Origin of the sequence: Legionella clemsonensis (assembly GCF_002240035.1) — a bacterium.
Taxonomy (GTDB): domain Bacteria; phylum Pseudomonadota; class Gammaproteobacteria; order Legionellales; family Legionellaceae; genus Tatlockia; species Tatlockia clemsonensis.
In genome coordinates, this window is the sequence record NZ_CP016397.1 from 193,009 (window position 1) to 215,856 (window position 22,848).

Below are 22,848 nucleotides of genomic sequence, written 5' to 3' on the forward strand. Positions count from 1 at the left end.
ACTTGATTTTGCTATATCATCCATGTTGTCTATTCCGTGGGCTAACTATATCCGGGTGAACATATTTGATACTAATGTAAATAATTTATGATAATTAATCAATTAGTTGTCATCCTATTTAATAATTTTAATGAAATCAGACATCCCTAGGAAATTAAATTGTAGAGCTAGAATTGTACCGAGATTGGTATAAAGATTTACGTTCTCAATTCATGAATCAGACTAAGAGCTGAATTTTTTACGATTGTTTTATGTTTTCTGCTTAGCATGCCATAAATCCAGTCTATTTGTAGGTTAAGCCAAAACTCAGGCTCCATATTCAATGCATCTGCTAGATCCAAAGCTATTTCAGGTGTAATTCCTCTTCTACCGTGCACAATTTCATTGAGTTTTGCGTAAGTCCAGCCTGTGTGAATGGAAAACCCTTTCACTGTTAAGTTCATTGGCTTAAGAAATTCTTCTATAAATATTTCACCTGGAGGAGTAGGTGCTCTATGTATGCATAAGCCATAATGCATTTTCATTCGAGATTTTTATTGATGGTAGTTTATCGGAAATCTCATCAATGTCATGGTATAGGTTAGCTGGAACGTTGTTTATTGAAAACATATATCGAAATCAAAATCAATTAAGAAATGCTAGATGAGAATTAGCTCTTAGAAGGTGTTTTTGATATCACGGTAAAAATTTTCATGAGCTCTTAATTTAAGTAACGTTAATACGAGCTCACTTTCTTGATACATGTAGCCTAATAACACTTCCTGATTTGAAAATTTGAATTTATGAACTCTTAAAAAATCCAAATCGCCTTTTTTACGTTCACCTATTTCTGGATTGCTAACTAATTTCCTGACTTCATCATCAAGAATTACTTTATATTGTTTAGGCAGTTTCTTCACGGTTTTCTTAAATGAGTTGGATTGCTTAATGATCAAATTCATAATCATCCACTAAGCCATTATCTATTTCTGCTTTTGCCAGTAAACTATCTCTAATAAACTCATAAGATAAATCAGGATTTTCTTCTGCGATTCTCCCTATTTTTGCCCAATGTTCAATTTGTCCTGCCCCAGAGCGAGACATTACTTCACCAACTGCTTTGGCTTGTTTCACTAATGTATCTGATAATCTTACCGATTGAGCCATGCTGATCTCTTTCATTAACTATATGAGGCAATTATAGCACATAGCGACAAATAATCGCAAATTGCGACTTTGTGCGTTTGGGTTAGATAACGTACCTTATCCATCACAAACAGGGTATAATGAGGAAAAAATAAAAGAGACCCTATGAATTTCCTCGATGAGCAAAATTCGAAAAATCGAAAGTTTGTGATAGATAAGATTTTTGCATGTTGGCATTAAACAAAGGATCAGTAATTTTTGATACTGATTAGTTTTTGGTGTTTACAAGTTGTTGCATCTAAATACAAACCTGAATTAGTGATTTCTGCTGAATCTAATTATAAGCCTATGCTTTTCTCAAAGCTGTAAAAGGAAAGGTTTTTAAATTTTTGTCAATAATTAAAGTAATGAGGAAATTCTCATTGATACTTCCGCTCAATGAGAATATTCAAAAATTACTTATTGAGGGCAGGAGCAGACTTACTTTTTATTTCCTGTAGAAGAGCATACTGCATACACAATAAAACGTACAATTTGGAGTGCAATATCATTAAGCATTAATTATGGTAGACAAACCATAGAAATAATACTCTTGGTCAAGTGCCTGTGCTGACATATTGCACTTCATTAAGACTTAACTACTTACACGAATGAGGAACGGTTAACGCTTCTGTTTCAGCACGTTCTTTTTCACGCATCACCGCATTAATAATTTTTAACTCCTGTGTACAACCCCGTATCTCAGACCTTATCCAGGCATTATGATTTTGAAGTTTAATTTCTTGTTGTCTAAGTGCTTCTACTTTCTGTTCTAAGCTGGACGTGCAGAGCGTAGGATAGGCGAGGGTCTGTAAAGCAAGATAACGTTCAGCAGAGTTTCCGGGTAAGTTGTTTCTAATATTTTTTCGACGTTGGTCCTCTTGTTCTTTTTCACTTTCAATTTGTTTTTGCAGCGCCTCAATTTGCTGGTGAATAATGGCAATTTCTTGTTTATTTAAATCTTCTTGGGCACTTATTTTTTCAAGAAAGGGACCATATCGATGATTAAGTTCTCTCAGTTCCTCAAAAGATTGTGTGTGACAATAATTTTTAATTTGCTCCGGGGTTTGCATAGAAAAAAAAGGCATAATGTTAAATCTCATGAATAGTCAGGGGGGTTAATTTATCTCATTTACATGGATAAAATCAAGTCAATATGGATAAGTTAAGCGTAGGTTGCTATAATCGGTAGCTTTTTGTTGTTTTTTTAAAACAACAAAGCGCAGGTTAACTTGCTTATTTAGGAAGGTCGTCAAGAAATCCTAATAAAAGCTCCTGGTCTAAAGGTGCCTAAAGCGGTGCAATTGAGAATTATTTCGCACACAATTCTCGCTATTTGCTCAACAGTAGGTTATAATCAAAGCACTTGTGATCATTTTGCTTTCTGGCTGGAAACAGTGTTCTCCGTGAAAATCCCTCCTTTTGTAGTTCAAAGTAGCGAATTAGCGCGTGGTTTAACTTTATCTGTTTCCTTGTTAGTGGCTGTCACAAGTGTGTGTTTAATTTTATTTGGAAAGTAGAAATGTCTGATAAAGAAACAGGCCACGTTAAGTGGTTTAATGATGATAAAGGTTACGGATTCATCAGCCGTGATAATGGTCAAGATGATGTCTTTGTGCATTTTCGTGCGATCGTTAGCGAGGCAGGCCGCAAAACTCTAAGAGAAGGTCAGCGCGTAGCATTCTCAGTAACCAAGGGCCCTAAAGGTTTGCAAGCGGAAGAGGTAACTGCCATTTAATCTCTGCTGTTTCTCTGTATCTTCCCTCTTTGTTGTTATGAATTATCTGATATCAAAGAGGGATGATCTTCATAATTTATGAAAAATCCTGATGTAATCATTATTGGTGCAGGTGCTGCCGGGTTGATGTGTGCAATAGAAGCAGGCAAACGTGGTAGACGAGTATTAGTTATTGATCATGCCAACAAAGTTGGCAAAAAAATTTTGATGTCAGGAGGTGGACGTTGTAATTTCACCAACTATTCTGTGGAACCGCATCATTATCTTTCAGCAAATCCACATTTTTGCAAGTCGGCACTCAAACGTTATACCTCGTTCGATTTTATCACTCTCGTCAGAAAACATCGCATTCCTTTTCATGAGAAGTCTCACGGTCAATTGTTTTGTGACAATAAGGCCTCTGATATTGTTGGCATGCTGCTGACTTGTTGTTCGGCGGTAAATGTCGCGATTCGTCTTAATACTGTTATTAACCGTATTGATAAAACGGAGAAAGGTTTTTCATTAGACTTAAATAGTGGAGAACGTATTGCCTCAGCTTCTCTAGTGGTTGCTACGGGGGGATTGTCTATTCCAACCATGGGGGCTTCTCCTTTTGGCTATCAACTTGCGACACAATTTGGTTTGGCTGTTTTACCAACTCGTGCGGGCTTGGTTCCTTTTACCTTGCAACCAGAAGATAAAGAGCGCTTAAGTCCTCTTTCTGGTATTTCTCTTCCCTGTCAAGTTAGTTGCAATAACCAACGTTTTACCTTGGACATGCTTTTTACTCATCGCGGCTTAAGTGGACCCGCCATGTTACAAATTTCTTCTTATTGGCAACCGGGTGATCCGCTAACTATTGATTTGGATGTTAATAATGACTGGGCACTCTCTTTACCCAAGCGTAAACGATTAGGTCCAAAAATTCGATTAAAGCAATGTCTCGAAGAAGCATTGCCCAAAAGAGTCGTCACCACATTTTTTAATGAGGAGGGTTTAGATTCTGAATTGCAAACTTTCTCTGACAAGCAGTTGCAAAAAATAGGTGAAAGCTTTAAACAATGGCGTATCAAACCCAATGGAACGGAAGGCTATCGCACCGCTGAGGTAACTTTAGGGGGAGTTGATACACGCGCTATCTCATCACAAACCATGCAAGTGAAAGAAATCCCTGAGCTCTATTTTATAGGTGAAGTTCTTGATGTGACAGGCTGGTTGGGAGGCTATAATTTTCAATGGGCCTGGTCATCGGGCTGGGCTGCAGGTCAGGTAGTGTAATGTCGAGATGACCTGCTTTTCAGCCTGTTCATTCAAGAGACAGAAATACCTTAGCCAATTGAATGAATTGATTAAATCCCACAGTTAATAATTGCCTTTCAGAAAAAGCGATAGGTAAATTTACCCATCCAAACTCTCATCACATTGCATTAATATATGCCAATTTGATTTTTATTTATTATTATCATGAGTGACCTCTTTTATTGGCGAGAAGTTTTTGGTGAAGCGAGTTTATTATCCACGTTTGAGAGAGAGATAAAACAGCTTCTAGAGGGTGACTATAAGAGTCTTAAGCTGGAAAAACTTCATGGTATTTCCGGCGTTTCCATCTACAGTATTCGGGTCAATAGAGAGACACGCCTGTTATTTGCGCCGTATAACGAGCGATTGTATTTGCTCGATCCCGTCTACAAGCACGAGTATGCGAAAAATCGCTACTTAAGAAATCCTAGCTTATTAAAAACCCTCTTCAGCAAGCTTGATACTTCCATTGACATTCCGTTGGAAAAATTAACACTGGAGGCATGCAGTCCTGCCGAAAATGAAGCGCTGGAAAAGCAATTGTCCAGCAGCAAAGAAAAAAGTCGCCTGATTGCCCTGGATTACTACAAAGAAAATTTCATTCGCTTAAGTACACCACAAGAGCAAGCCTTGCAGGCCAAATTGCCTGCATTGGTCTATGGTCCCGCGGGTTCGGGTAAAACTTGTGTGGCTTTTTTGGCGCTGGCTGATTACCTCAAGCGTATGAATCAGCAAGAGTCGAGGCCTATTCTCTATGTTAGCCGTTCTGCATTGCTGGTTGCACAGATGAAAGCACAGTGGGAGAGTAACGCTGAAGAAAAGCGACGTGATAGTGTTGTCTTTCTGACCTATGAGGAATTATTTAAGAAGCATTGTGCAGAAAAAGGAAAACCTCTGGCAGATATCTCTTTGTTTAACGATTGGCTCACCAAGACTCTCAAGCAGGCCCAGTTTAAAACATTGGCTGGCTCACTGACTGCGGAAGAAATCTGGCGTGAGTTTAGAATTCGTTCAGGTTACACGCCAGAGGACTACATCCAATTAGGCACACGCCAAAGCAGTGTCAATGAAGAACAACGCCAGTTGATTTGCCAACTCTACACTACATTTCTCGCGGCTTATCTCACCAGCGAGCTTACTCCCATTGCCACCGCCAAGTCTTACCCCATGGTGCTGGTGGATGAAGCACAAGACCTTTCTTTCGCGCAACTGTATAGTCTTTATCAATTGGCTGACGAGAACAATATCGCTTATTTTTTAGGTGACCACCAGATTCTCTTCGATGGCAAATCCCGACTACCCTTTCTGCGCCAGTTATTTCATAAAGCACAACAGCCGTTTAGCGAATATCAATTAGCAGCAAGCTACCGTTGCTCCAGGCTCGTTGTGAAGGTCACCAATGCACTCATTCAACTCAAATATCAGGCCACCGGTGGTGCTGCTGATAAAGTCGAGCTGGGACAGATTACCTCGGCCAAAGAAGACAACGACCGTGGAGAACTCCTTTGGCTTGATACTAACAGCGAGGAATTAAAGGCACTGCAACAGGAAGCGCTCAGCAATGCCAGATTTGCCGTGGTTGCTTTCCCTGAGTTTATTAAGGAAGCAAGAGAAACCTTTAAAACGCCTTTAGTCTTCACCCCTGAGCAAATCAAAGGGTTGGAATATGACACCATCCTTTTCTGGCGTCCCCTCGATGGTAAAGACAGCGCTGCTGCTTGTGCCAAACTGAAAGAGAAGAAAGGCACGGTCAATACCACAAGTCATCTCCCTAAAGCAGGGGAAGGGGATGACTCTTGCCTTCCTTATTTTAACGGCTTCATTACCGGCGTTACGCGTGCTGAGCGAAGAGTTGTCTTCGCTCAAAACAAGACACATCGTAACGAGCCGCTGTACCATGCCTTAAATCCTGCGTTTATCAATGAAAATCAACAAGCTACACCACCCCAAAATACCCCCATACCCCAATCAACCACCCAAGACTGGGAAAACGAGGCGCGAAAATTAGTACTGCAGGGCAATGAAACCCAGGCTTGCAATATCTTTCAGAACAAACTCGGTCGTACGCAAGAAGAGTTTAGAGCATTTCAAAAAACGACCATGCCATTTTTAAATCTGAAACCTGCAGAGGTGATAGAAAAGAAACCAGTTTTTAAGGAACAGGCTAAGGCGCCCAAGAAGAAAGAGGAAAGAAAGATTTCAAAGGCTCAACCCCCTAAAACCACGAGTACAACACTACCATACTCCCCGTTGATAGCAAAGCCAACTGATGCATCTGAAAAAGCACGGCAGGAATTAATGGCAGATTTCTCAGAAAAGCGATTAAGTATTGTGCTATCAATTTTTCCTATAGAAACTCTGCTACTTCAGACCTCAGCAACGAACGAGATTCCGTTGTTATACTTTATTCTGAGTGACATGAACCATGCAAAACTGTTTATTAAAGTCATTGTAAATACTTATGCAATTTTAAAAAAACTCACTCCACCTGTTAGAAGGTTAATTATCGGTATTTGCACCCAACCACATATGGTATTAAGCAAAGAACTTCGGGGACTTTTTAATAAATTAAATACAGTTCTTGAGAAGCTGGTTCCGCAGATGAAGACTATAGCCGAGACGCCATCCTTGGCTCATGTCGCAGTACTTGCTGACAGTATTGACCATCTTGTTCTTTTGTATCAATTAGGAGCAGATTTTAATATTGCGCATGGAGAAGGTCAAACTCCCCTCAGTATGGCTGTTCATTGTGAGAGGGACGAAGCAATGATTAACTTGCTTTTAAAATATGGCGCTGACCCTAATAAGCTAGCCGATGGTGAGACTTCGCTTCACTCTGCTACAATGAGTGGTTCTTACGAGACAGTAAAGATGCTTCTCAAATATAAAGCTGATCCTAATAAAATCAATGCTAAGGGACATGCTGCTCTTCATTTGGCGCTGGCTGCAAATCGTATTAAGATTGCTGAGGAACTTCTTGAAAATGGCGCTGATCCCAATCAAAAAGCCACCAATGGACTAACTCCTGCCTTTGTCGCCACCAATCAAGGTTGTATCGAAATCATCAAGAAGCTTCATCAAAAGGGCGCAAATCTGAATGAAACTGTTAAAAATGCCAACTGCGCCTATCTCGCTATTCTAAAGGGCCATCTAGAGATGATTAAAATCTTACACTCACTGGGAGTGGCCTTAGATTATAAGCTTGTTGATGCTTCTACCCCAGCCCATTTTGCAGTGAGCAAAGGGAATATTGAGGTTATTCAATGGCTGTTAAACCATATTAATTTTAGAATTCCGTGGACAGTGAGTAAGGACAATTTAATACAATTCTTACAAGCGTCTATGGAAGAAGCTCCTCTTCTGCAAGAAGCTATTTTAGCAAAGATCAATGAGTTTATAGAGCGTCAAGGAGCGCGGGAAGAGGCCATTACTATTTTACCGATAGACATTGCTGAAATTATGGGTCGTCAAGATATTATTACTCTTATAAAAAACAATGAAGAGCGACATCAGCCTTATGCTTTCTTCTCTCGCAAGGATTCTTATGCAGTGGAGTCCATTGCCTCACAGTTAGCGCCCTAGATTGATGAATTTGATTTTTAAATATGCTTTCAGTAAGGAGCAGTGAGGTTTCGTTGACTCAGTGATAATGAATATAATAATTACTCTATTCTAGCTGGACATAGTTAAGATAAAATCTGCAGCGCAATAATTAGAAACTTATCAAATTGGAAGATAACTATGTCTACTAGTACAGATGAAATATTAAAATTATTAAGTGCTGCCAGGTTTTTTAATAGTCCTAGACAAACAAGTGTGGTCTTTTCTAATGGTTCGTCTATAACAATAAACGAAACTCATTCTACTAACCTACTAGAAATCAATGGGCATCAATATTCTTTAGATGATCCTAACGCTGTAGCTAATATGCCCCAGTCAACGCGTGAGACTTTTTGGAGCATTTGTTCTGATAAAGCCAAAGACTCTGAGTTATACCGCACCTATGCGCGTGCAATCTTATTAAAAGATAACATCGCTTTAGATAGATTTGATTCAGAAAAAGTAAAATTAGCTATTTTAAATAATGCTGCTGATTTTGCTAAATTAATAGCTTCTTGCAAGCAATATGGACACCCGGATGCTTTGCAAGACTTGCAAACCTGGGATGAAAATCAGTTTGAAATGCTTGTAAAAAAAGCAAATAATATTAAGGAATTAGTAAAAATTCTTAAGCAATTAGGATATAAAGCGCCACTCACTACTTTAAAAAATATAGAGCCAACTTATTTAAACATTTTATTGGAAAATGCTTACAATGCAGGTGAATGTTTAAAAGGATTAATAAAAATGGGTTATCAAGATGCCCTGGCATTACTACTTTCCTTGGAGACGCCTAAATTGATTAATCTTTTTAATAATCATTATAACTCTCTAGAAGTTATTAAAGGCTTTGCAAAATTAGGTTATCAACACGCATTTAAAAAGTTAATAGCGCTTCCGTCTGAGCAGAACAATCTACTTATAAATAACTATTATAATTGTTTTGAAACAATGAAGTCTTTGTTAAAGTTGGGTTATCAAGATCCATGTACAACATTTTTTTCTATAGACTCACAAAACCGCCAACAAATAATAGATAATCACTATAATTCTTTTGAACTTATTAATTTCTTCCAGAAAATAAATTACTCAAACCCATTACAAACTTTTTTAGATTTAGATCCTGCTACTCGTCATTTATACCTTAATAATACTTATGCTGCTAAAGAAATTATGTGGGCTTTATATAGACAAGGTAAGAATGATCCTCTTTCTTATTTAAAGAAATTAGGGAATGATGCGTTTATCACCATGGCGAATTCTCAATACGAATACGTATCTAGGATTAAGCGTGGCGTAAACTTAGAACTCGAATTTTTACCAGCTGTTTTAGTCAATAATGAATTTAGCCCCGCACTAAAAGCTTTCATTAAAATGTTAGATAAGCAGGAATCGAATACTTCCCTATTAGAAGCGCTTAATATTGATAATAAACATTTAGAACCATTTAGAGATTCCTATAATCAGAAGGTTGTTAACAAGCCGGTTAGGTTAGATGGAGATTTATTTGATTTAGATACCTTAACTAACTTGAAGGCAAGTAAAGAAGGTTATAGAGTTAATCCTTTAACACAAGAAAAATTCTTATTAAGTGATTTACAACCTGCTAAGGATGTTCAAAGAAGATTAAGCGAAATAATTGAAAATGCTCAGGTAGAGCAAGCAAGAAAACAAAACCCAATTTCCCTTTAGTAACTAAATATAATTGAATTTAATGTTGTTTTTGCATGAGCTTCTTATCAAAAGAAGCTCTAAAATTCTTAGGCTTACTTATTTACTATTTGAATTTTTTTTAGGTCCTGAAACCAAGTGCAACTTTCATATCTTGATAAGTTTGAGCATAAGCAGTGATTTAATTTTAATACAAGATCGTGTAGATGCCAGACATAAAAGCGCGCATTTTGCCTCACTTAGGCGTATAATCATGTCCAGCTTATCGTTGCTGGGATGCTGAATGATAAAATTATTAAATGTGTTAGCGATTATTTTTCCGCTGATTGCCTTTTCTTCTGTAAGTGTTAATGGGAATTTTGCGGCTACTAAATATTGCCCGGCTTACCTCTCTAAGAATAAAAAAAATAACCCTGATAATTTAATGGTAATTCCTTCACAAAATTACCCTATCCGTGAAATTAATCGTCCGGTAAACCCAGACTGGTTGCGCATTGAATTGTCAAATGCGGCACATTCTTTACGTTGGGTAAGTACTGAATGTGGTACTTACTACGTTGATGCGAATGGCAAAACTTCCTGTGAGCAAAGTCCTGGACTTGCCGATTCTTACGTATTGGCATTGAGCTGGCAGCCTGGATTCTGTCAAACTTATGGTTATGAAGCCGGAAAGCCGGAATGTTTCAAATTGCCTGCTGACTCTTATCAAGCCACTCATTTAGTATTGCACGGCTTATGGCCTAATCAGCAAATTTGCGGTGAGAGCTATGGATTTTGTGGTGTAGAAGCAAAAAAACATCACTGTGATTACCCGGCAATTAGTTTAAGCAAAGAGGTATCACAGGATTTACAACAATTTATGCCCAGCTATGCTGCTGGTAGTTGCCTTGAGCGGCATGAGTGGAATAAGCATGGAAGTTGTCAAGTTCTTTCCAGTGATGCCTATTTTGCACTGGCCATACGCTTAAACCGAGAGGCTAATCAAACTTCTCTCGGGCAATTTCTTCATGAGCATGTTGGGGAAACAGTCAAGAGAGAGCAACTACGGACCATGGTTCGTGAGTCGTTTGGAGAAAATGCTGCGTATAAAATTTTTTTGGGATGTAAAAATGGCATACTCGTCGATATTTTTATTCAATTACCTGCTCTAATCCCGCAAACTGACTCTTTACAAACACTGGTCAATAAAGCACCTGATTTTGAACGCGCCGAGGGTTGTCCGGGAAACCTAATGATTTCGGATTTTAACATTTAGTCGGATAATAATCTTGCGCATTAGAACAACTTCCTCTAATGTAGGGAAATTCAGAGAAGGCAAAGGTTTGGCATGTTGAGGCGGCTTTTCTTATTGATTTTCATCAGCTTATTGGGCATAAGTTGCACCAAGTCTGTAACTATTATTCCGCCACCGGCTAAAAAAGTTTTGCAGCATCGTCAATTACCAGCCTTTAATCAGGTAACTGTTGAAGGAAATGTCAACGTAAGCCTTCATACGGGTTATGCGCATCCTAAGCTCATTCTTCATGGTGATCCAACGGATTTATTACAAGTAAAAACAGTAGTGACTGGTAGTAGCCTGTTGATTTCAGTTGGAAAGGGTTATCCTCGCTGCGGGCCGATTACGGCAGAAATACGTGGACGTTATTTAAATGCGTTTAATTACCGTGGAGCAGGTACTATCACAGGTAATAATCTGCGTTCAGGGTTATTGGATTTGTCCATTGACAATCCAGGCCGTACCACCCTGGGTGGAAAAATTTTCTTAAGAAAATTAACTGTAAGTGGCGGTGGCTATACTCAAATTAGTGGGATTTCCAGTCAAAATTTGCAATTAGCCATCGCAGACAAAAGCAGAGTACAATTATCGGGTATGGTAAATATCACCCGGCTTAATTTAGACAGTGATGCTTGGTTAGCGTTGTATTGGGTAAAAAGTAATGCTTTGATTGTACGTGCAAGAGGCCACTCTTTTGTACAACTCAGCGGTGTTGTCGGTAAACTCGATGTAGAATTGTGGGAGCAAGCGCAGTTTAAGGGACGCTATTTGCGTGCAGGTCGTGCTTTCGTTAAAACTCATGATAAAGCCATCGCCGAACTATCCGCTGTCAGGAGACAACATACTCTTGCTACGGATGCTAGCGATATTTATTTTTATAATATACCGACCATGAGAACGGATTTCATGGCCTTCAATGGTGCTGTGCTTGATATGCGCGATTGGGATTTATACGATATGCAGGAATATGATCGCTACAATAAGTAATGCTGTTACAATTACTGTAAATGTTCTTTCATGCAAGCAATGATCTGTTCAATATCTCCATCCAGAGGGATGACATGCGCTGAATTGCTAAGCCAATGAATCCTAACATTGTCTTTATTAGCAAAGCGAGCAGCTACTCGCCATGAAGAGACTACTTTATCATGACAACCTAGAAATACATCCGTTGGACAATCGGGTACATTAAATGAAAGCTGTTTAATTAAATTAAAAATTTCAATAATCGCTGCCAATGGCAATTTTCGGTAGGCAATTTCACAATGTTGATTGGTAAATAAATCTCCGGAAAGTCCACGCACCTCCTGAAACCCAAGGCACGTTAAAAATTTGGCTAATTTCAAGGTGTGTTCTAATGGAAGACGCAAATCAAGAGCGGGTGCCAGCAAGTAAAGATGATGCAATTTAAACTGATTACTTAAATGACAAGCAAGTATTCCTCCTAAAGAGAGTCCCAAAACATCGACTTGTTCAAACTCATTAAGCATAAGCTCACAGGATTGCTCTGCAGTCTTAAGCCAGGCTTCCGCTTTAACTTCAGCAAACGCTTTAAGCGTATCTGCATGTCCAGGCAATACAGGACATAGGATTGCATCATAAAAGGTCAGAGAGGGCAGCATTACGCGAAAAACAGCGGGTGTGGAAGTAAATCCATGTAATAAAAGTAAGGCTCTCTTTTTTTCTCCATTGCGACGTTCAATGGGAGCCATAAGTGCTACATCTTTTTTATCAAGCGCAAAAAGCGGGATGCCTCGTCTCATGGCGCGAAAATCATCAATATTCATAAGTCCCTTTTTTGGTAAAAAAATTTGCAAAATAACTGTAAATTACTACTAAAAGTCTAGGTTATAACCAGTAATTTGGTATGATCAAGTTACAGATGTAACCTTTAAAGATAGCTCGTTACCCCTCTTAAGTCAGATTATCATTAGGATACGTGAGCTTGAGATGGCAGTAAATGCAAAAGATGAAGTTAGTAGAGAGTGTATAAATTGTGCTATCTTTAATTAATAATGTGGATAGATTTTAGGGGAATTACCATGGCAACCGATCCTACTTCTGCACTTCCTATGGATAGTGGTCCCTCTTATGAGAATATTAGTGGTAATGATAATAATAAATCTCAAGCCAAACAAGAAGCACCACAACCAAAGCCTAAAGGCAAGAGCGATTCGCAAGCTGCTGATAAAGATAAAGACAGTACGAATGATCTACAAATGCAGATGCTGAAGCAACTGCAAGAGATGGTTAGTAAAGTAAATAATCAGTTATATGGCCAACTTTATGATCAAATGGGTGATGCATTTAACAATATGTTTAAAGGCAAAAACTCCAGTAAAAATGAGGATTCTCCCAGCGATGATACGCATGATGACATTGAGGACATGGAATCTGGTGATGATCTAGAGGATGTTTTTAAGGAGGATCAAACGCATGACGATATTGGGGACATGGAATCTGGTGATAACTTAGAAAGTACTTTCGATGATTCACCGATGGAGTCAATGTCTAGTACAGTTACCAATCCAACGGATTCCGATACTAATCCAGATTTAAACGTTATGGATAAAATATCCGGTGGTGACGGTCCTGCTTCAGACCTTGTTACAGCTGTCGAAAAAGATCCCGAAATGTTGGCAGCTCTAGCATAAATGGTAAAGAGCATGCTCTTTACCCATTTATAATCTCCAATGAATTAATTCTCTAACAGCTTGTGCGGCAAACTCTCAAGACGTCCTGCCTGCGTGACAATGACGTAATCAAGTTTACGTTGTAGTTCACTAATAGTATCAGCACCGGCATAGGTTAAACCTGAGCGTAAACCCCCGATGATATCTGCAATAATACTGTCTTGATGATTACGATAGGGAACTTCGGTCGCAACACCTTCTGCGGTTTTCCATTCGTGCATTTGCCCTAAAAAATCTTCTTGCGCTTCTCTTGAAGCCATGCCGCGATAGCGTTTAACCTGTTTGCCATCTTCCTTGGTGATGACTTCACCTGGAGTGGGTTCTGTTCCAGCCAGTATACCACCTATCATGACAAAATCAGCACCAAAAGCAAGGGCTTTGACGATGTCACCAGAAGTGCGAATGCCACCATCGGCTACAATAGAGCGGTCAGTGCGGGCACAATCCTGAATACAGGTTAGCATGGGAATACCAAAGCCTGTTTTGATGCGCGTGCTGCATACAGAGCCACCCCCAATGCCTGCTTTAATGATATCGGCACCACAAGAGGCCAGATAATCAGCACCGGCATAAGTAGCCACATTACCAGCCATAATGCAGCGACTACCCAATAGTTGCCTTAAGTTTTTTAGTGTTTTTCCCACATATTTGGCATGAGCATGAGCGACATCGACACAAAAATAATCAGCACCAGCATCACGCAGGGCTTCTGCGCGTTGTAACTCAGCATCGGTACAGCCTACGGAAACAAAAACCGGGCCCCGGCAGTTCTTAAATTCTTTGATATTTTCTTCGATACTTAAAAACCGATGCAAAGCACCAATGCCACCCTTGCTATGCATGAAATTAGCCATCTTGCTCTCGGTGATGGTATCCATATTGGAGCTGATAACCGGTAATTGCAAACTAAGTTTCCCCAACCTATCAGTCATACTGACATTGACTACGCGCCTTGATTCATGATGGTTATAGGCTGGAACCAGTAATACATCATCAAAAGTGATGGCTTGGTTATTCATTATTAATCCTCATGTGGATAAGCAAAAGCGTGTACTATAAATGCTCAGCGGCATAATAAGCAAGTCTTGAACGCTCACCCCGTGTTAATGTCATATGGGCACTGTGTTGCCAATGCTTGAAACGATCGACAGCAAAGGTTAATCCAGAAGTCGTTTCTGTCAAATAAGGAGTATCAATTTGCTTGATATCCCCAAGGCAAACAATTTTACTACCAGGGCCGGCTCGTGTTACCAGGGTTTTAATTTGCTTTGATGTCAGGTTTTGCGCCTCATCAATAATAATAAAACGATTTAAAAACGTGCGGCCTCGCATGAAGTTAAGCGAGCGAATTTTAATCTTGTTTTGCAACAGATCCTGAGTAGCGCCGCGGCCAAAGCTTCCACCCTCCTGGGAGCTGTGCAGCACTTCAAGATTATCCATGAGTGCGCCCATCCATGGGGTCATTTTTTCTTCTTCCGTACCTGGCAAGAAACCAATGTCTTCGCCTACAGGGATAGTCACTCGGGTCATTAAAATTTCATTGTAACGGCTTTGATCCAGCACTTGAGTGAGTCCTGCTGCGATAGTTAACAACGTTTTACCTGTGCCGGCAGAACCTTGCAATGTTACAAAATCGATCTCTGGGTCGAGCAATAAATTAAGGGCAAAATTCTGCTCACGGTTGCGTGCTGTTATTCCCCATATCGCATGTTTGGATTGCGTATAATCCCGTGCCAACTGTACTACTGTTCCACCTTCTGCAATTTCTTTAACAATGGCTTGAAATTGATTATCCTGTGTACTGATACAATCATTAAAATTCCATTGGGTTGTTAATGGACCGCTGATGCGATAAAACGTTTTGCCATTGTCTTGCCAGGCTTCCATATTTTTAGCATGGGTATCCCAAAAATTATCTTCAAGAATATGTAAACCACTATGCAAAAGATCGACATCATCCAAGACTTTGTCGTTATAATAATCTTCAGCAGGAATGCCAAGAATACCAGCTTTGATGCGTAAGTTAATGTCTTTGGAGATAATAATCACCTGACGGCCAGGGTATTTTTTTTGTAAACCTAATGCCGTGGCAAGGAGGGTATTGTCCGCTTTATGACCTGGTAACGAGGTGGGGCGCAGTTGTTCAAATTCATCCGTTTGAAAAAACAAACGACCACTGCTTTTTACTTTTTCACCACTAAGAAAATTGGCAATAGGGAGACCTGCTACAACCTCTTGATGGCTGGCATTACTCATTAATTCAACCAGCATCCGATTGGTTTGACGCACGTTTCGAGCCACTTCAGAAAGACCGGTCTTATGGCTATCTAACTCTTCCAAAACGACCATCGGTAAATAAATGTCATGTTCTTCAAAGCGATAGATAGCCGTAGGATCATGCATCATGATATTCGTATCAAGTACGAACAATTTGGTTTCTTTATTATCCTTTTCCATGATTCACCTATCAGAAAAATGTATTCATTGTGCTGAGGGTGATTCATGCAGTCAAGCGTTATCTTCTTTAACTTGTCATCAGAAGATTAACGCTTGTTACTTTGGAAGTGTTTTAATAGAGTAATGACCTCAGCGACATGTCCTTTGACATTAACTTTTCGCCATTCCTGACGTAAAATGCCTTGTGGATCAATAAGAAACGTACTTCGTTCTATTCCTCGAACTTGCTTGCCATACATTGTCTTCATTTTAATGACATCAAATTTTTTGCATAAAGTTTCCTCTTTATCACTAATTAATTCAAAGGGAAGCGCTTGTTTACCTTTAAAGTTTTCATGCGACTTTAAACTGTCTCTGGAAATACCAAGTACCTCAGCATTCAATGCTTTCAATTGTGGGTAAGCATCACGAAAATCTTGTCCTTCTGTAGTGCATCCAGGAGTAGAGTCTTTAGGATAAAAATAAAGAATCAACCACTGGCCTTCATAATCACTTAATTTGCCTTCCAAACCATTGGTTGCGGTAAATTCAAAATCATTTATTTTCTCACCGATATTCATGGGTCCTCCTCATAACATGAATGATTAACAAGGTAGCCTAATTGAAAGTGAGAATTTCGCCAAATGTTTTTGTTGAGTGTATAATTGCGGTTTTAATTTTAAAAAGTAATTATTTTAGGTGGTCTTATGAGTAGCCATAAACAACACAGTGCTACAATTGCCACGAACAAAAAGGCGCATTTTGAGTATTTCATCGAAGATGACTACGAGGCTGGTATTGTTCTTGAAGGCTGGGAAGTAAAAAGTTTACGCGCAGGAAAAATTAATCTGTCGGATGCTCATGTCATTATCAAACATGGGGAAGCTTTTTTGTTGGGGGCGCAAATTCAACCTCTGCCAACTGCCGCTGCTCATCTTTTCCCCGATCCTGTTCGCACGCGAAAATTACTGTTAAATAGAAAGGAGATTAATCAGCTGATAGGCAGTGTAGAGCGCCAGGGATATACTCTTGTCCCCCTCTCTTTATATTGGAAACATAATCGGGTAAAGATGAAACTGGCTTTAGCCAAAGGTAAAAAAACTCATGATAAACGGGAAACGATCAAGGATAGAGACTGGAATCGAGAACGCGCCCGTTTGCTAAAAAAGCATAATTAAAGCATAACTTTATCGAAAAAATCCTGCTCGCCATTATCTGGTATTCTGACGTATGGAATGACTAATTTTTCAATCAACGTCAGGACGATATTGGTCATTTCTAAGGCTATCTACCAGATCTGCTGTTCGAGTACTAACACGACCTTGTCGTATTTCAGGAAACTCTTTTTCTACTTCTTCAACAGCTGTATAGGCATCCATGGTGATTGCCTTGCTTAATAAAGCCTTCAATCCCTCTACTTTTTTGCTTTTCTATCTTTATGTGGGTAAACACTATTCTATTAAATTCCCATTTTTCTGTGAGGAAGTGCTACAGGAGATTATTGGAATTAGAAGATTTTTTGGATATAGCTAGTGCCCATCAGCTGTGAATTATTCATTCATAGTTGATTGGGCACTCACTATTTTCTGACTATTCGCGGGTTATTGTATTACGTCTTATTACTTTGATAAATGGGTACTTTTACCCATTTATCAAATTCCTTCCGCCACACATTGTAAAAGCGTGGCTAGTATTAAAGTGATAAATTTCATCTATCCTAAATAATAAGGACTTGTTATTTCAGCGATGGAAAAGCACACGGGATCTTCAATGAATACAATGCAATGGCTCAAAAAACTTGTCGGGTTTAATACTATTTCCAGTAATTCTAATATGGAGCTTATTGAAGCGATTGCGCTGTGGTTTAAAAAACATAATCTTCCTTACCATGTCATTCATGATACTACTAAAACAAAAGCAAATTTGTTAGCAAGTATCCCAGCCAAAAATGGCGAAACGCAGGGTGGTATTTTATTATCGGGCCATACTGATGTAGTTCCTGTCGCAGGCCAGATATGGAAGACGGACCCTTTTTTAGCCACTAAAGTAGACGGCAAAATTTATGGTCGTGGCACCAGTGATATGAAGGGATTTATTGCTGTTGCACTTGCTTTAGTCCCCGAATTTAACCGTCTTGAGTTAAATAAACCGATTCATTTTGCCTTTACTTATGACGAAGAGGTGGGTTGCATTGGTGTGGATTTTTTAATTGAATATTTGCAGCAAATTGCCTTACATCCCGAAGGTTGTATTGTCGGTGAGCCTTCGAGTATGCGTCCAATTATCGGTGAAAAATCGAGACAGGTTTTTCATTGTCAAATACAAGGATTGTCTGCTCACTCATCTCGAGCAGATAAAGGTTGTAATGCAATTGAGTATGCCAGTCGCTTGATTTGTTACATTAATAAAATCGCTAACTACGCTCGAGAAAAAGGTCCCTTTGATAACGATTTTGATTTGCCTTTTACCACTATTTCTACCAATGTCATCAGTGGGGGCTCTGCCACCAATGTTATTCCTGGTAGCTGTGAATTATTATTTGAAGTGCGTTATTTACCTCAGTTCCCTCTGGAAAATTTTCGCAGTCAGGTTGAAAATTATATTAATGAGGAATTAGTGCCGAAAATGAGGAAAATATATCCGAAGGCGGCTATTTATCTCGATCAAGTTTCAGAAGCACCGGGATTTGCTGCTCATGAAGATGCTCCCTTGACTCATCTTGTTAGAACGATAACTGGTGTAAAAGAGCGATATAAGGTTTCCTATTCAACAGAAGCAAGATCTTATCAGGATGCAGGAATTCCTTCCGTCATTTGTGGGCCTGGAAATATTGAGCAAGCGCATCGACCTAATGAATTTATTACCATTGAGCAACTTAAAATCTGTGAGCACATGCTTAAAAATGTAGTGAATTTGTATTGCAGGAGTGACTCTGTCCCCTAGCGGTTTTTTATACGGTAGAACCGTGACTCCATGTCTAAATAAACATCATCTTTATAATATTCCATCCCGCATTTTTCCATGACACGTAATGAAGCAGTGTGATTTTTATCGGCATAAGCAATGATGTAATCTCTGTCAATGTTATTTTTTGCCCACTCGAGTAATGCGTTTAACACTTCTGTGGCATAGCCTCTACGCCAATATTTTTTATGAAAAAGATAGCCCACCTTTACTTCGCCTGTTTCTAATTCATCAAAATAGGCTTCTCCAACAAACTCACCGGTTTTGAGATTAAAGATGACCAGGCAAGGCAAATTTTTGCGTTCAAAATTATAGAAACATTCTTTCATGTATTGTTTGATTTCATGACAACTAAGAGTGCCCTCGGGATAGTATTTTTTTACTTCTGGGTCTTGATCCAACTCTGCCAGATAAGCTAAATCTTCTCTGCTCATGGGGCGTAAACCAAGACGTTTGGTCGTTATTAGGTAAGACATCTCAGTTGCTCATTGACATAAAAATTTAAGATAACTTCATTAAAAATGGCACAGTTATCCCATAAAATCAAAATAATCCGGAGTGACTCAGGGTAGATGCATCCAATTTGAGCACAAAAGGTCCCTCTTTCTTGTATTTTGCCCTATATCGGACTATATAAGAGGCCAAATGACGGTTTGTTAGCATAGCGCGTTTTAAAAGTTGACAAAAAATTAATGCAGCATCTAATCTAGTAGATAAATTCCTAAACAACTTCCCCTTTTAGAATTAAGCAAGCAGGCTCAAATGGAATATTATGAATCTAAGGAGAGATTATGTCATCAATTTGCACGAGGATGTGCTTATGGCTGTGTGCGATGGGTTTTAGTGCCCTCTTATTTGCAGCTACCCCAGTCAAATCCATAGTTGTCTTTGGCGATAGCTTATCCGACAATGGAAATACGACTCATCTCTTAAAAAGTTTACGACAAGAGGAAAGTCCGGCTTACCTCGTGCGCCCCTTGAAAGTATTTGTCATCAATAAGATGGAAGAGTTTGCCTATGATTATTATGTACCACAGGCAGTTCTTGACGCAGGGATTGAAATCGTTACTGAATTCTTCGATACCGAATTAGGACCTTTATTAGCCAATTTGGTGGGTAAAGTGCGTAAAGTGCCAATTCTTCCAGGAGAACCTTACTGGCAAAACCATTTTTCCAATGGTCGTGTATGGAACGAATATTTAGCATCTATGATAGGTATCGATCGTGAAGATGCGCACTTCTATGACAATCAGGCTTTTGGTGGTAGCTGGGCTGTAACTTACGATTATCAAGTGACCACCTGGAATTTAATTCGTCATCCGCTGGGCACTTTGAAAACATTAATTGTAGGGAAATTAATTCCACCAAGTTTAGGTTTAACCGTGCAAGCTTATTTAATGATGAAAAGTTCACTGGATGAAGATGCTGTTTATTTTGTCCTCACTGGTGCTAATGATTATCTGAACGTTTTATTTTTTGAAGATAACTATAATCCTGCAGTGATGAATAGCTACATTGATAATGTGATTGATGGTTTGGGGACAGGAGTACGAAAATTAATTCAGGCTGGTGCTCGCCATGTAGTCATCATGGGATTACCTAATATTGGTGAAACGCCTAAATTTGTTCACACTACCGACAAACCTGTGCTCACTGCCGCCATGCAGCAGCATAATGAACGGCTACAAAAACGGGTGGAAGAATGGCGTACTAGTTACCCTGAAGTTGATTTTCTATACATAGATTTACAGCAATTTTTGCAAAAAGCGTTGGCGGACCCACAAAAATATGGTTTTTCCAACATTACTGATGCCTGTATTGACGTAAAATTTCCCATGTTCAGGGTATTTGCCCAGTCACCTTTTGCCAGAAACTATGTATTGCAATATGCACAGGTGTTGCAATATCGCGATAGGAATTTTGGTCCTAATGAAAAGAATTACCATATATGTGATGCGCCTGAACGCTATTTATTTTGGGATGAAGTGCATCCTACCACGCGTGCTCATCGTTATCTGGCTTACGAGATTTGCGAAGTTATGAAGCAGCATGGCTATAAAATCACATGTGAAGCACCAGCAAATAGTTAGATTTTGGCGCTGAATATGGCATACTGGGCAATTTTGCAAGAGATCATTCCATGTTCTACAGTTTGAAAATATGGGTGATATCGATGATCTAAGGAGTTTTTATGTGTGGGATCATGGGTGCGACATCTCAACGTGACATTAGTAAGGTACTGTTGGAAGGATTGAGACGTCTAGAGTATCGCGGTTATGATTCAGCAGGTATCGCTTTAATTGATAGTGCTGGACTGTTAAAACGAATTCGAATTCAAGGGAAAGTCCAAAGCCTGGCGGATGCCATGCAGGAAACTGCAGTCACGGGAAATGCAGGTATTGCTCATACCCGTTGGGCTACCCATGGTAAACCCTGTGAGCAAAATGCGCATCCTCATACGTCGCATGATGAGATTGCTATTGTTCACAATGGTATTATCGAAAATCATGACGCACTGCGTGAAAAGTTGCGCACCAGTGGCTATACCTTTACTTCTGAAACAGATACTGAGGTCGCAGCGCACCTTATTCATTTTTATTATCAGAATCATGAAAATTTATTACGTGCAGTAAGAGAGGCAGCCCAGGAAATGCAGGGTGCCTTTGCTTTGGGTGTAATACATCAGCAACGTCCACAGGAATTAGTAGCTATTCGTAAAGGAAGTCCTTTGGTAGTAGGTCTTGGTATCGATGAGCAATTCATTGCTTCAGACGCCTTGGCGCTACGCTCTTTTGCTCAGTCAGTAATCTATTTGGAAGAAGGTGATAGTGCTTTATTAACAACTGACAAGGTTTCCTTGTTTAACACTCAGGGTGAAGCAGTAACTCGTGAGGTGCACGTGCTTAATGGAGACAGCCAGGCAGTGAGTAAAGGACCCTATCGCCATTTCATGCTGAAAGAAATTTATGAGCAGACTAAAGTATTGGCAGATACCTTGGAAGGGCGCATTAACAGTAAGGAAGTGATAAAAGCCAGTTTTGGCGAACGTGCTTCGGCTGTTTTTCAACAAGTTAAGCAAATTCACATTGTAGCCTGTGGAACGAGCTATCATGCCGGTTTAATTGCTCGTTATTGGCTGGAATCACTGACAGGATTGCCTACACAGGTTGAAATTGCCAGTGAGTATCGTTATCGTGATGTGGTTGTCGGGGACCATACTTTATTTATTACTGTCTCTCAGTCGGGTGAAACAGCAGATACCCTTGCGGCACTTCACAAAGCCAAATCCATGAAGTATTTAGCCAGTTTAGCGATTTGTAATGTGGCAACCAGCACATTGGTTCGGGAAGCAGACTGCGTTTTCCTCACACGAGCAGGCGTAGAGATAGGTGTCGCCTCTACCAAGGCATTTACGACGCAGCTAGCGGCATTTTTAATGCTTGCTGTAGCGCTTTGTAAAGATGAAAGAGCAGAACGAGTGCTGACTGAACTGCAAGAATTACCCTCTTGCTGTGAGCGCGCTTTGAAAATGAACAATGAGATAAAGGCATTAGCTTCATTATTTGTAAATAAGGCTCATACCTTATTTTTAGGTCGAGGAGTACAATATCCTGTAGCATTGGAAGGCGCCTTGAAGTTAAAAGAAATTTCCTATATTCATGCCGAAGCTTATCCGGCGGGTGAGTTAAAGCATGGCCCTCTCGCCTTGGTGGACAAAGACATGCCAGTTATCGCTGTAGCACCCAATGATGAATTGCTTGATAAATTGAAATCCAATTTACATGAAGTGAGTGCTCGAGGTGGCCAGCTCATTGTCTTTGTTGATGATTCGCAAACCTGGGAAGCCGATGGTGCAAGATTAATTCCTGTCCCTGCGTGCGGTCAGTGGATCGCCCCTATTGTCTACACAATTCCCTTGCAATTACTTGCTTATCATGTGGCTGTTGCCAAAGGAACGGATGTTGATCAACCAAGAAATTTAGCCAAATCGGTGACTGTGGAGTGAATCATTTAAGCACTTTTGG

General features: G+C 39.7%; 21 protein-coding genes. 11 read left to right on the forward strand and 10 right to left on the reverse strand.

All coding sequences use genetic code 11. The annotated features are described in order from the left end of the window. Nucleotides 1–197: 197 nt before the first annotated feature. The 4 genes from clem_RS00840 to clem_RS00855 form a co-directional block, all read right to left on the reverse strand. The gene (locus tag clem_RS00840) at nt 198–524 is read right to left on the reverse strand and encodes a HigA family addiction module antitoxin (RefSeq protein WP_232505519.1); all 327 of its coding nucleotides are present in this window, start codon (nt 522–524) and stop codon (nt 198–200) included. A gap of 132 nt (nt 525–656) precedes the next feature. Next, nucleotides 657–941 carry a type II toxin-antitoxin system RelE/ParE family toxin gene (locus clem_RS00845; protein ID WP_232505520.1) on the reverse strand — a complete coding sequence of 95 codons (285 nt, stop codon included), beginning with the start codon at nt 939–941 and terminating at the stop codon, nt 657–659. Continuing rightward, on the reverse strand, nt 925–1,146 hold the full coding sequence (locus clem_RS00850) for a ParD-like family protein (RefSeq protein ID WP_094089873.1): 222 nt from the start codon (nt 1,144–1,146) through the stop codon (nt 925–927). The genes clem_RS00845 and clem_RS00850 overlap by 17 nt, the downstream gene beginning before the upstream one ends. A gap of 617 nt (nt 1,147–1,763) precedes the next feature. Then, complete coding sequence (locus tag clem_RS00855) at nt 1,764–2,267, reverse strand: hypothetical protein (protein ID WP_094089874.1); 504 nt, start codon at nt 2,265–2,267, stop codon at nt 1,764–1,766. 419 nt (nt 2,268–2,686) lie between these two features. Here clem_RS00855 and clem_RS00865 point away from each other — a divergent pair, with 419 nt between their 5' ends. The 6 genes from clem_RS00865 (at nt 2,687) to clem_RS00895 (ending at nt 11,717) form a co-directional block, all read left to right on the forward strand. Beyond that, nucleotides 2,687–2,902 carry a cold-shock protein gene (locus tag clem_RS00865; RefSeq protein ID WP_058449689.1) on the forward strand — a complete coding sequence of 72 codons (216 nt, stop codon included), beginning with the start codon at nt 2,687–2,689 and terminating at the stop codon, nt 2,900–2,902. Nucleotides 2,903–2,980: 78 nt separating this feature from the next. Beyond that, nucleotides 2,981–4,162, forward strand: a complete 1,182-nt coding sequence (locus tag clem_RS00870; protein WP_094089876.1) for a BaiN/RdsA family NAD(P)/FAD-dependent oxidoreductase — start codon at nt 2,981–2,983, stop codon at nt 4,160–4,162. A gap of 186 nt (nt 4,163–4,348) precedes the next feature. Then, a complete protein-coding gene (locus tag clem_RS00875; RefSeq protein ID WP_094089877.1) occupies nt 4,349–7,765 on the forward strand; it encodes an ankyrin repeat domain-containing protein in 3,417 nt (1,138 codons plus the stop codon). Between the two features lie 159 nt (nt 7,766–7,924). After that, nucleotides 7,925–9,475, forward strand: coding sequence for a hypothetical protein (locus clem_RS00880; protein WP_094089878.1), 1,551 nt, complete (start codon nt 7,925–7,927; stop codon nt 9,473–9,475). A gap of 262 nt (nt 9,476–9,737) precedes the next feature. Beyond that, the gene (locus clem_RS00890; RefSeq protein ID WP_094089880.1) at nt 9,738–10,709 is read left to right on the forward strand and encodes a ribonuclease T2 family protein; all 972 of its coding nucleotides are present in this window, start codon (nt 9,738–9,740) and stop codon (nt 10,707–10,709) included. 72 nt (nt 10,710–10,781) lie between these two features. Next, entirely contained in the window at nt 10,782–11,717 is a 936-nt protein-coding gene (locus clem_RS00895; RefSeq protein ID WP_094089881.1) for a GIN domain-containing protein, read from the forward strand. A gap of 11 nt (nt 11,718–11,728) precedes the next feature. Here clem_RS00895 and clem_RS00900 read toward each other — a convergent pair whose 3' ends face one another. Then, nucleotides 11,729–12,517 (reverse strand): alpha/beta hydrolase, encoded by a 789-nt coding sequence (locus clem_RS00900; RefSeq protein ID WP_094089882.1) that lies wholly within the window; start codon nt 12,515–12,517, stop codon nt 11,729–11,731. Between the two features lie 255 nt (nt 12,518–12,772). Here clem_RS00900 and clem_RS00905 point away from each other — a divergent pair, with 255 nt between their 5' ends. Beyond that, nucleotides 12,773–13,384: a hypothetical protein gene (locus tag clem_RS00905; RefSeq protein WP_094089883.1), complete on the forward strand. Its 612-nt coding sequence runs from the start codon at nt 12,773–12,775 to the stop codon at nt 13,382–13,384. A gap of 44 nt (nt 13,385–13,428) precedes the next feature. Here the strand turns inward: clem_RS00905 and clem_RS00910 are convergent, their stop codons facing one another. The 3 genes from clem_RS00910 to clem_RS00920 all read right to left on the reverse strand — a co-directional run bounded on the left by clem_RS00910 (nt 13,429) and on the right by clem_RS00920 (nt 16,440). Then, nucleotides 13,429–14,442, reverse strand: coding sequence for a guanosine monophosphate reductase (locus tag clem_RS00910; RefSeq protein WP_094089884.1), 1,014 nt, complete (start codon nt 14,440–14,442; stop codon nt 13,429–13,431). Nucleotides 14,443–14,476: 34 nt separating this feature from the next. Further along, nucleotides 14,477–15,880 (reverse strand): PhoH family protein, encoded by a 1,404-nt coding sequence (locus clem_RS00915; protein WP_094089885.1) that lies wholly within the window; start codon nt 15,878–15,880, stop codon nt 14,477–14,479. Between the two features lie 86 nt (nt 15,881–15,966). Continuing rightward, nucleotides 15,967–16,440 (reverse strand): peroxiredoxin, encoded by a 474-nt coding sequence (locus tag clem_RS00920; protein ID WP_094089886.1) that lies wholly within the window; start codon nt 16,438–16,440, stop codon nt 15,967–15,969. 126 nt (nt 16,441–16,566) lie between these two features. Here clem_RS00920 and smpB point away from each other — a divergent pair, with 126 nt between their 5' ends. After that, the gene (gene smpB / locus clem_RS00925; RefSeq protein ID WP_094089887.1) at nt 16,567–17,037 is read left to right on the forward strand and encodes an SsrA-binding protein SmpB; all 471 of its coding nucleotides are present in this window, start codon (nt 16,567–16,569) and stop codon (nt 17,035–17,037) included. A gap of 69 nt (nt 17,038–17,106) precedes the next feature. On the opposite strand, the gene clem_RS15270 is transcribed toward smpB, so the two are convergent. Then, on the reverse strand, nt 17,107–17,238 hold the full coding sequence (locus tag clem_RS15270; RefSeq protein WP_269766800.1) for a hypothetical protein: 132 nt from the start codon (nt 17,236–17,238) through the stop codon (nt 17,107–17,109). A gap of 391 nt (nt 17,239–17,629) precedes the next feature. Between clem_RS15270 and argE the strand changes: the two genes are divergently transcribed. Then, on the forward strand, nt 17,630–18,802 hold the full coding sequence (gene argE / locus clem_RS00930; protein ID WP_094089888.1) for an acetylornithine deacetylase: 1,173 nt from the start codon (nt 17,630–17,632) through the stop codon (nt 18,800–18,802). Here the strand turns inward: argE and clem_RS00935 are convergent. After that, nucleotides 18,799–19,299, reverse strand: a complete 501-nt coding sequence (locus clem_RS00935) for a GNAT family N-acetyltransferase (RefSeq protein ID WP_094089889.1) — start codon at nt 19,297–19,299, stop codon at nt 18,799–18,801. The genes argE and clem_RS00935 overlap by 4 nt on opposite strands. Before the next feature lie 315 nt (nt 19,300–19,614). Between clem_RS00935 and plaC the strand changes: the two genes are divergently transcribed. After that, on the forward strand, nt 19,615–20,913 hold the full coding sequence (gene plaC / locus clem_RS00940; protein ID WP_094089890.1) for a lysophospholipase/glycerophospholipid:cholesterol acyltransferase PlaC: 1,299 nt from the start codon (nt 19,615–19,617) through the stop codon (nt 20,911–20,913). A gap of 101 nt (nt 20,914–21,014) precedes the next feature. Further along, complete coding sequence (glmS, locus tag clem_RS00945) at nt 21,015–22,829, forward strand: glutamine--fructose-6-phosphate transaminase (isomerizing) (protein WP_094089891.1); 1,815 nt, start codon at nt 21,015–21,017, stop codon at nt 22,827–22,829. Nucleotides 22,830–22,848: the final 19 nt, after the last annotated feature.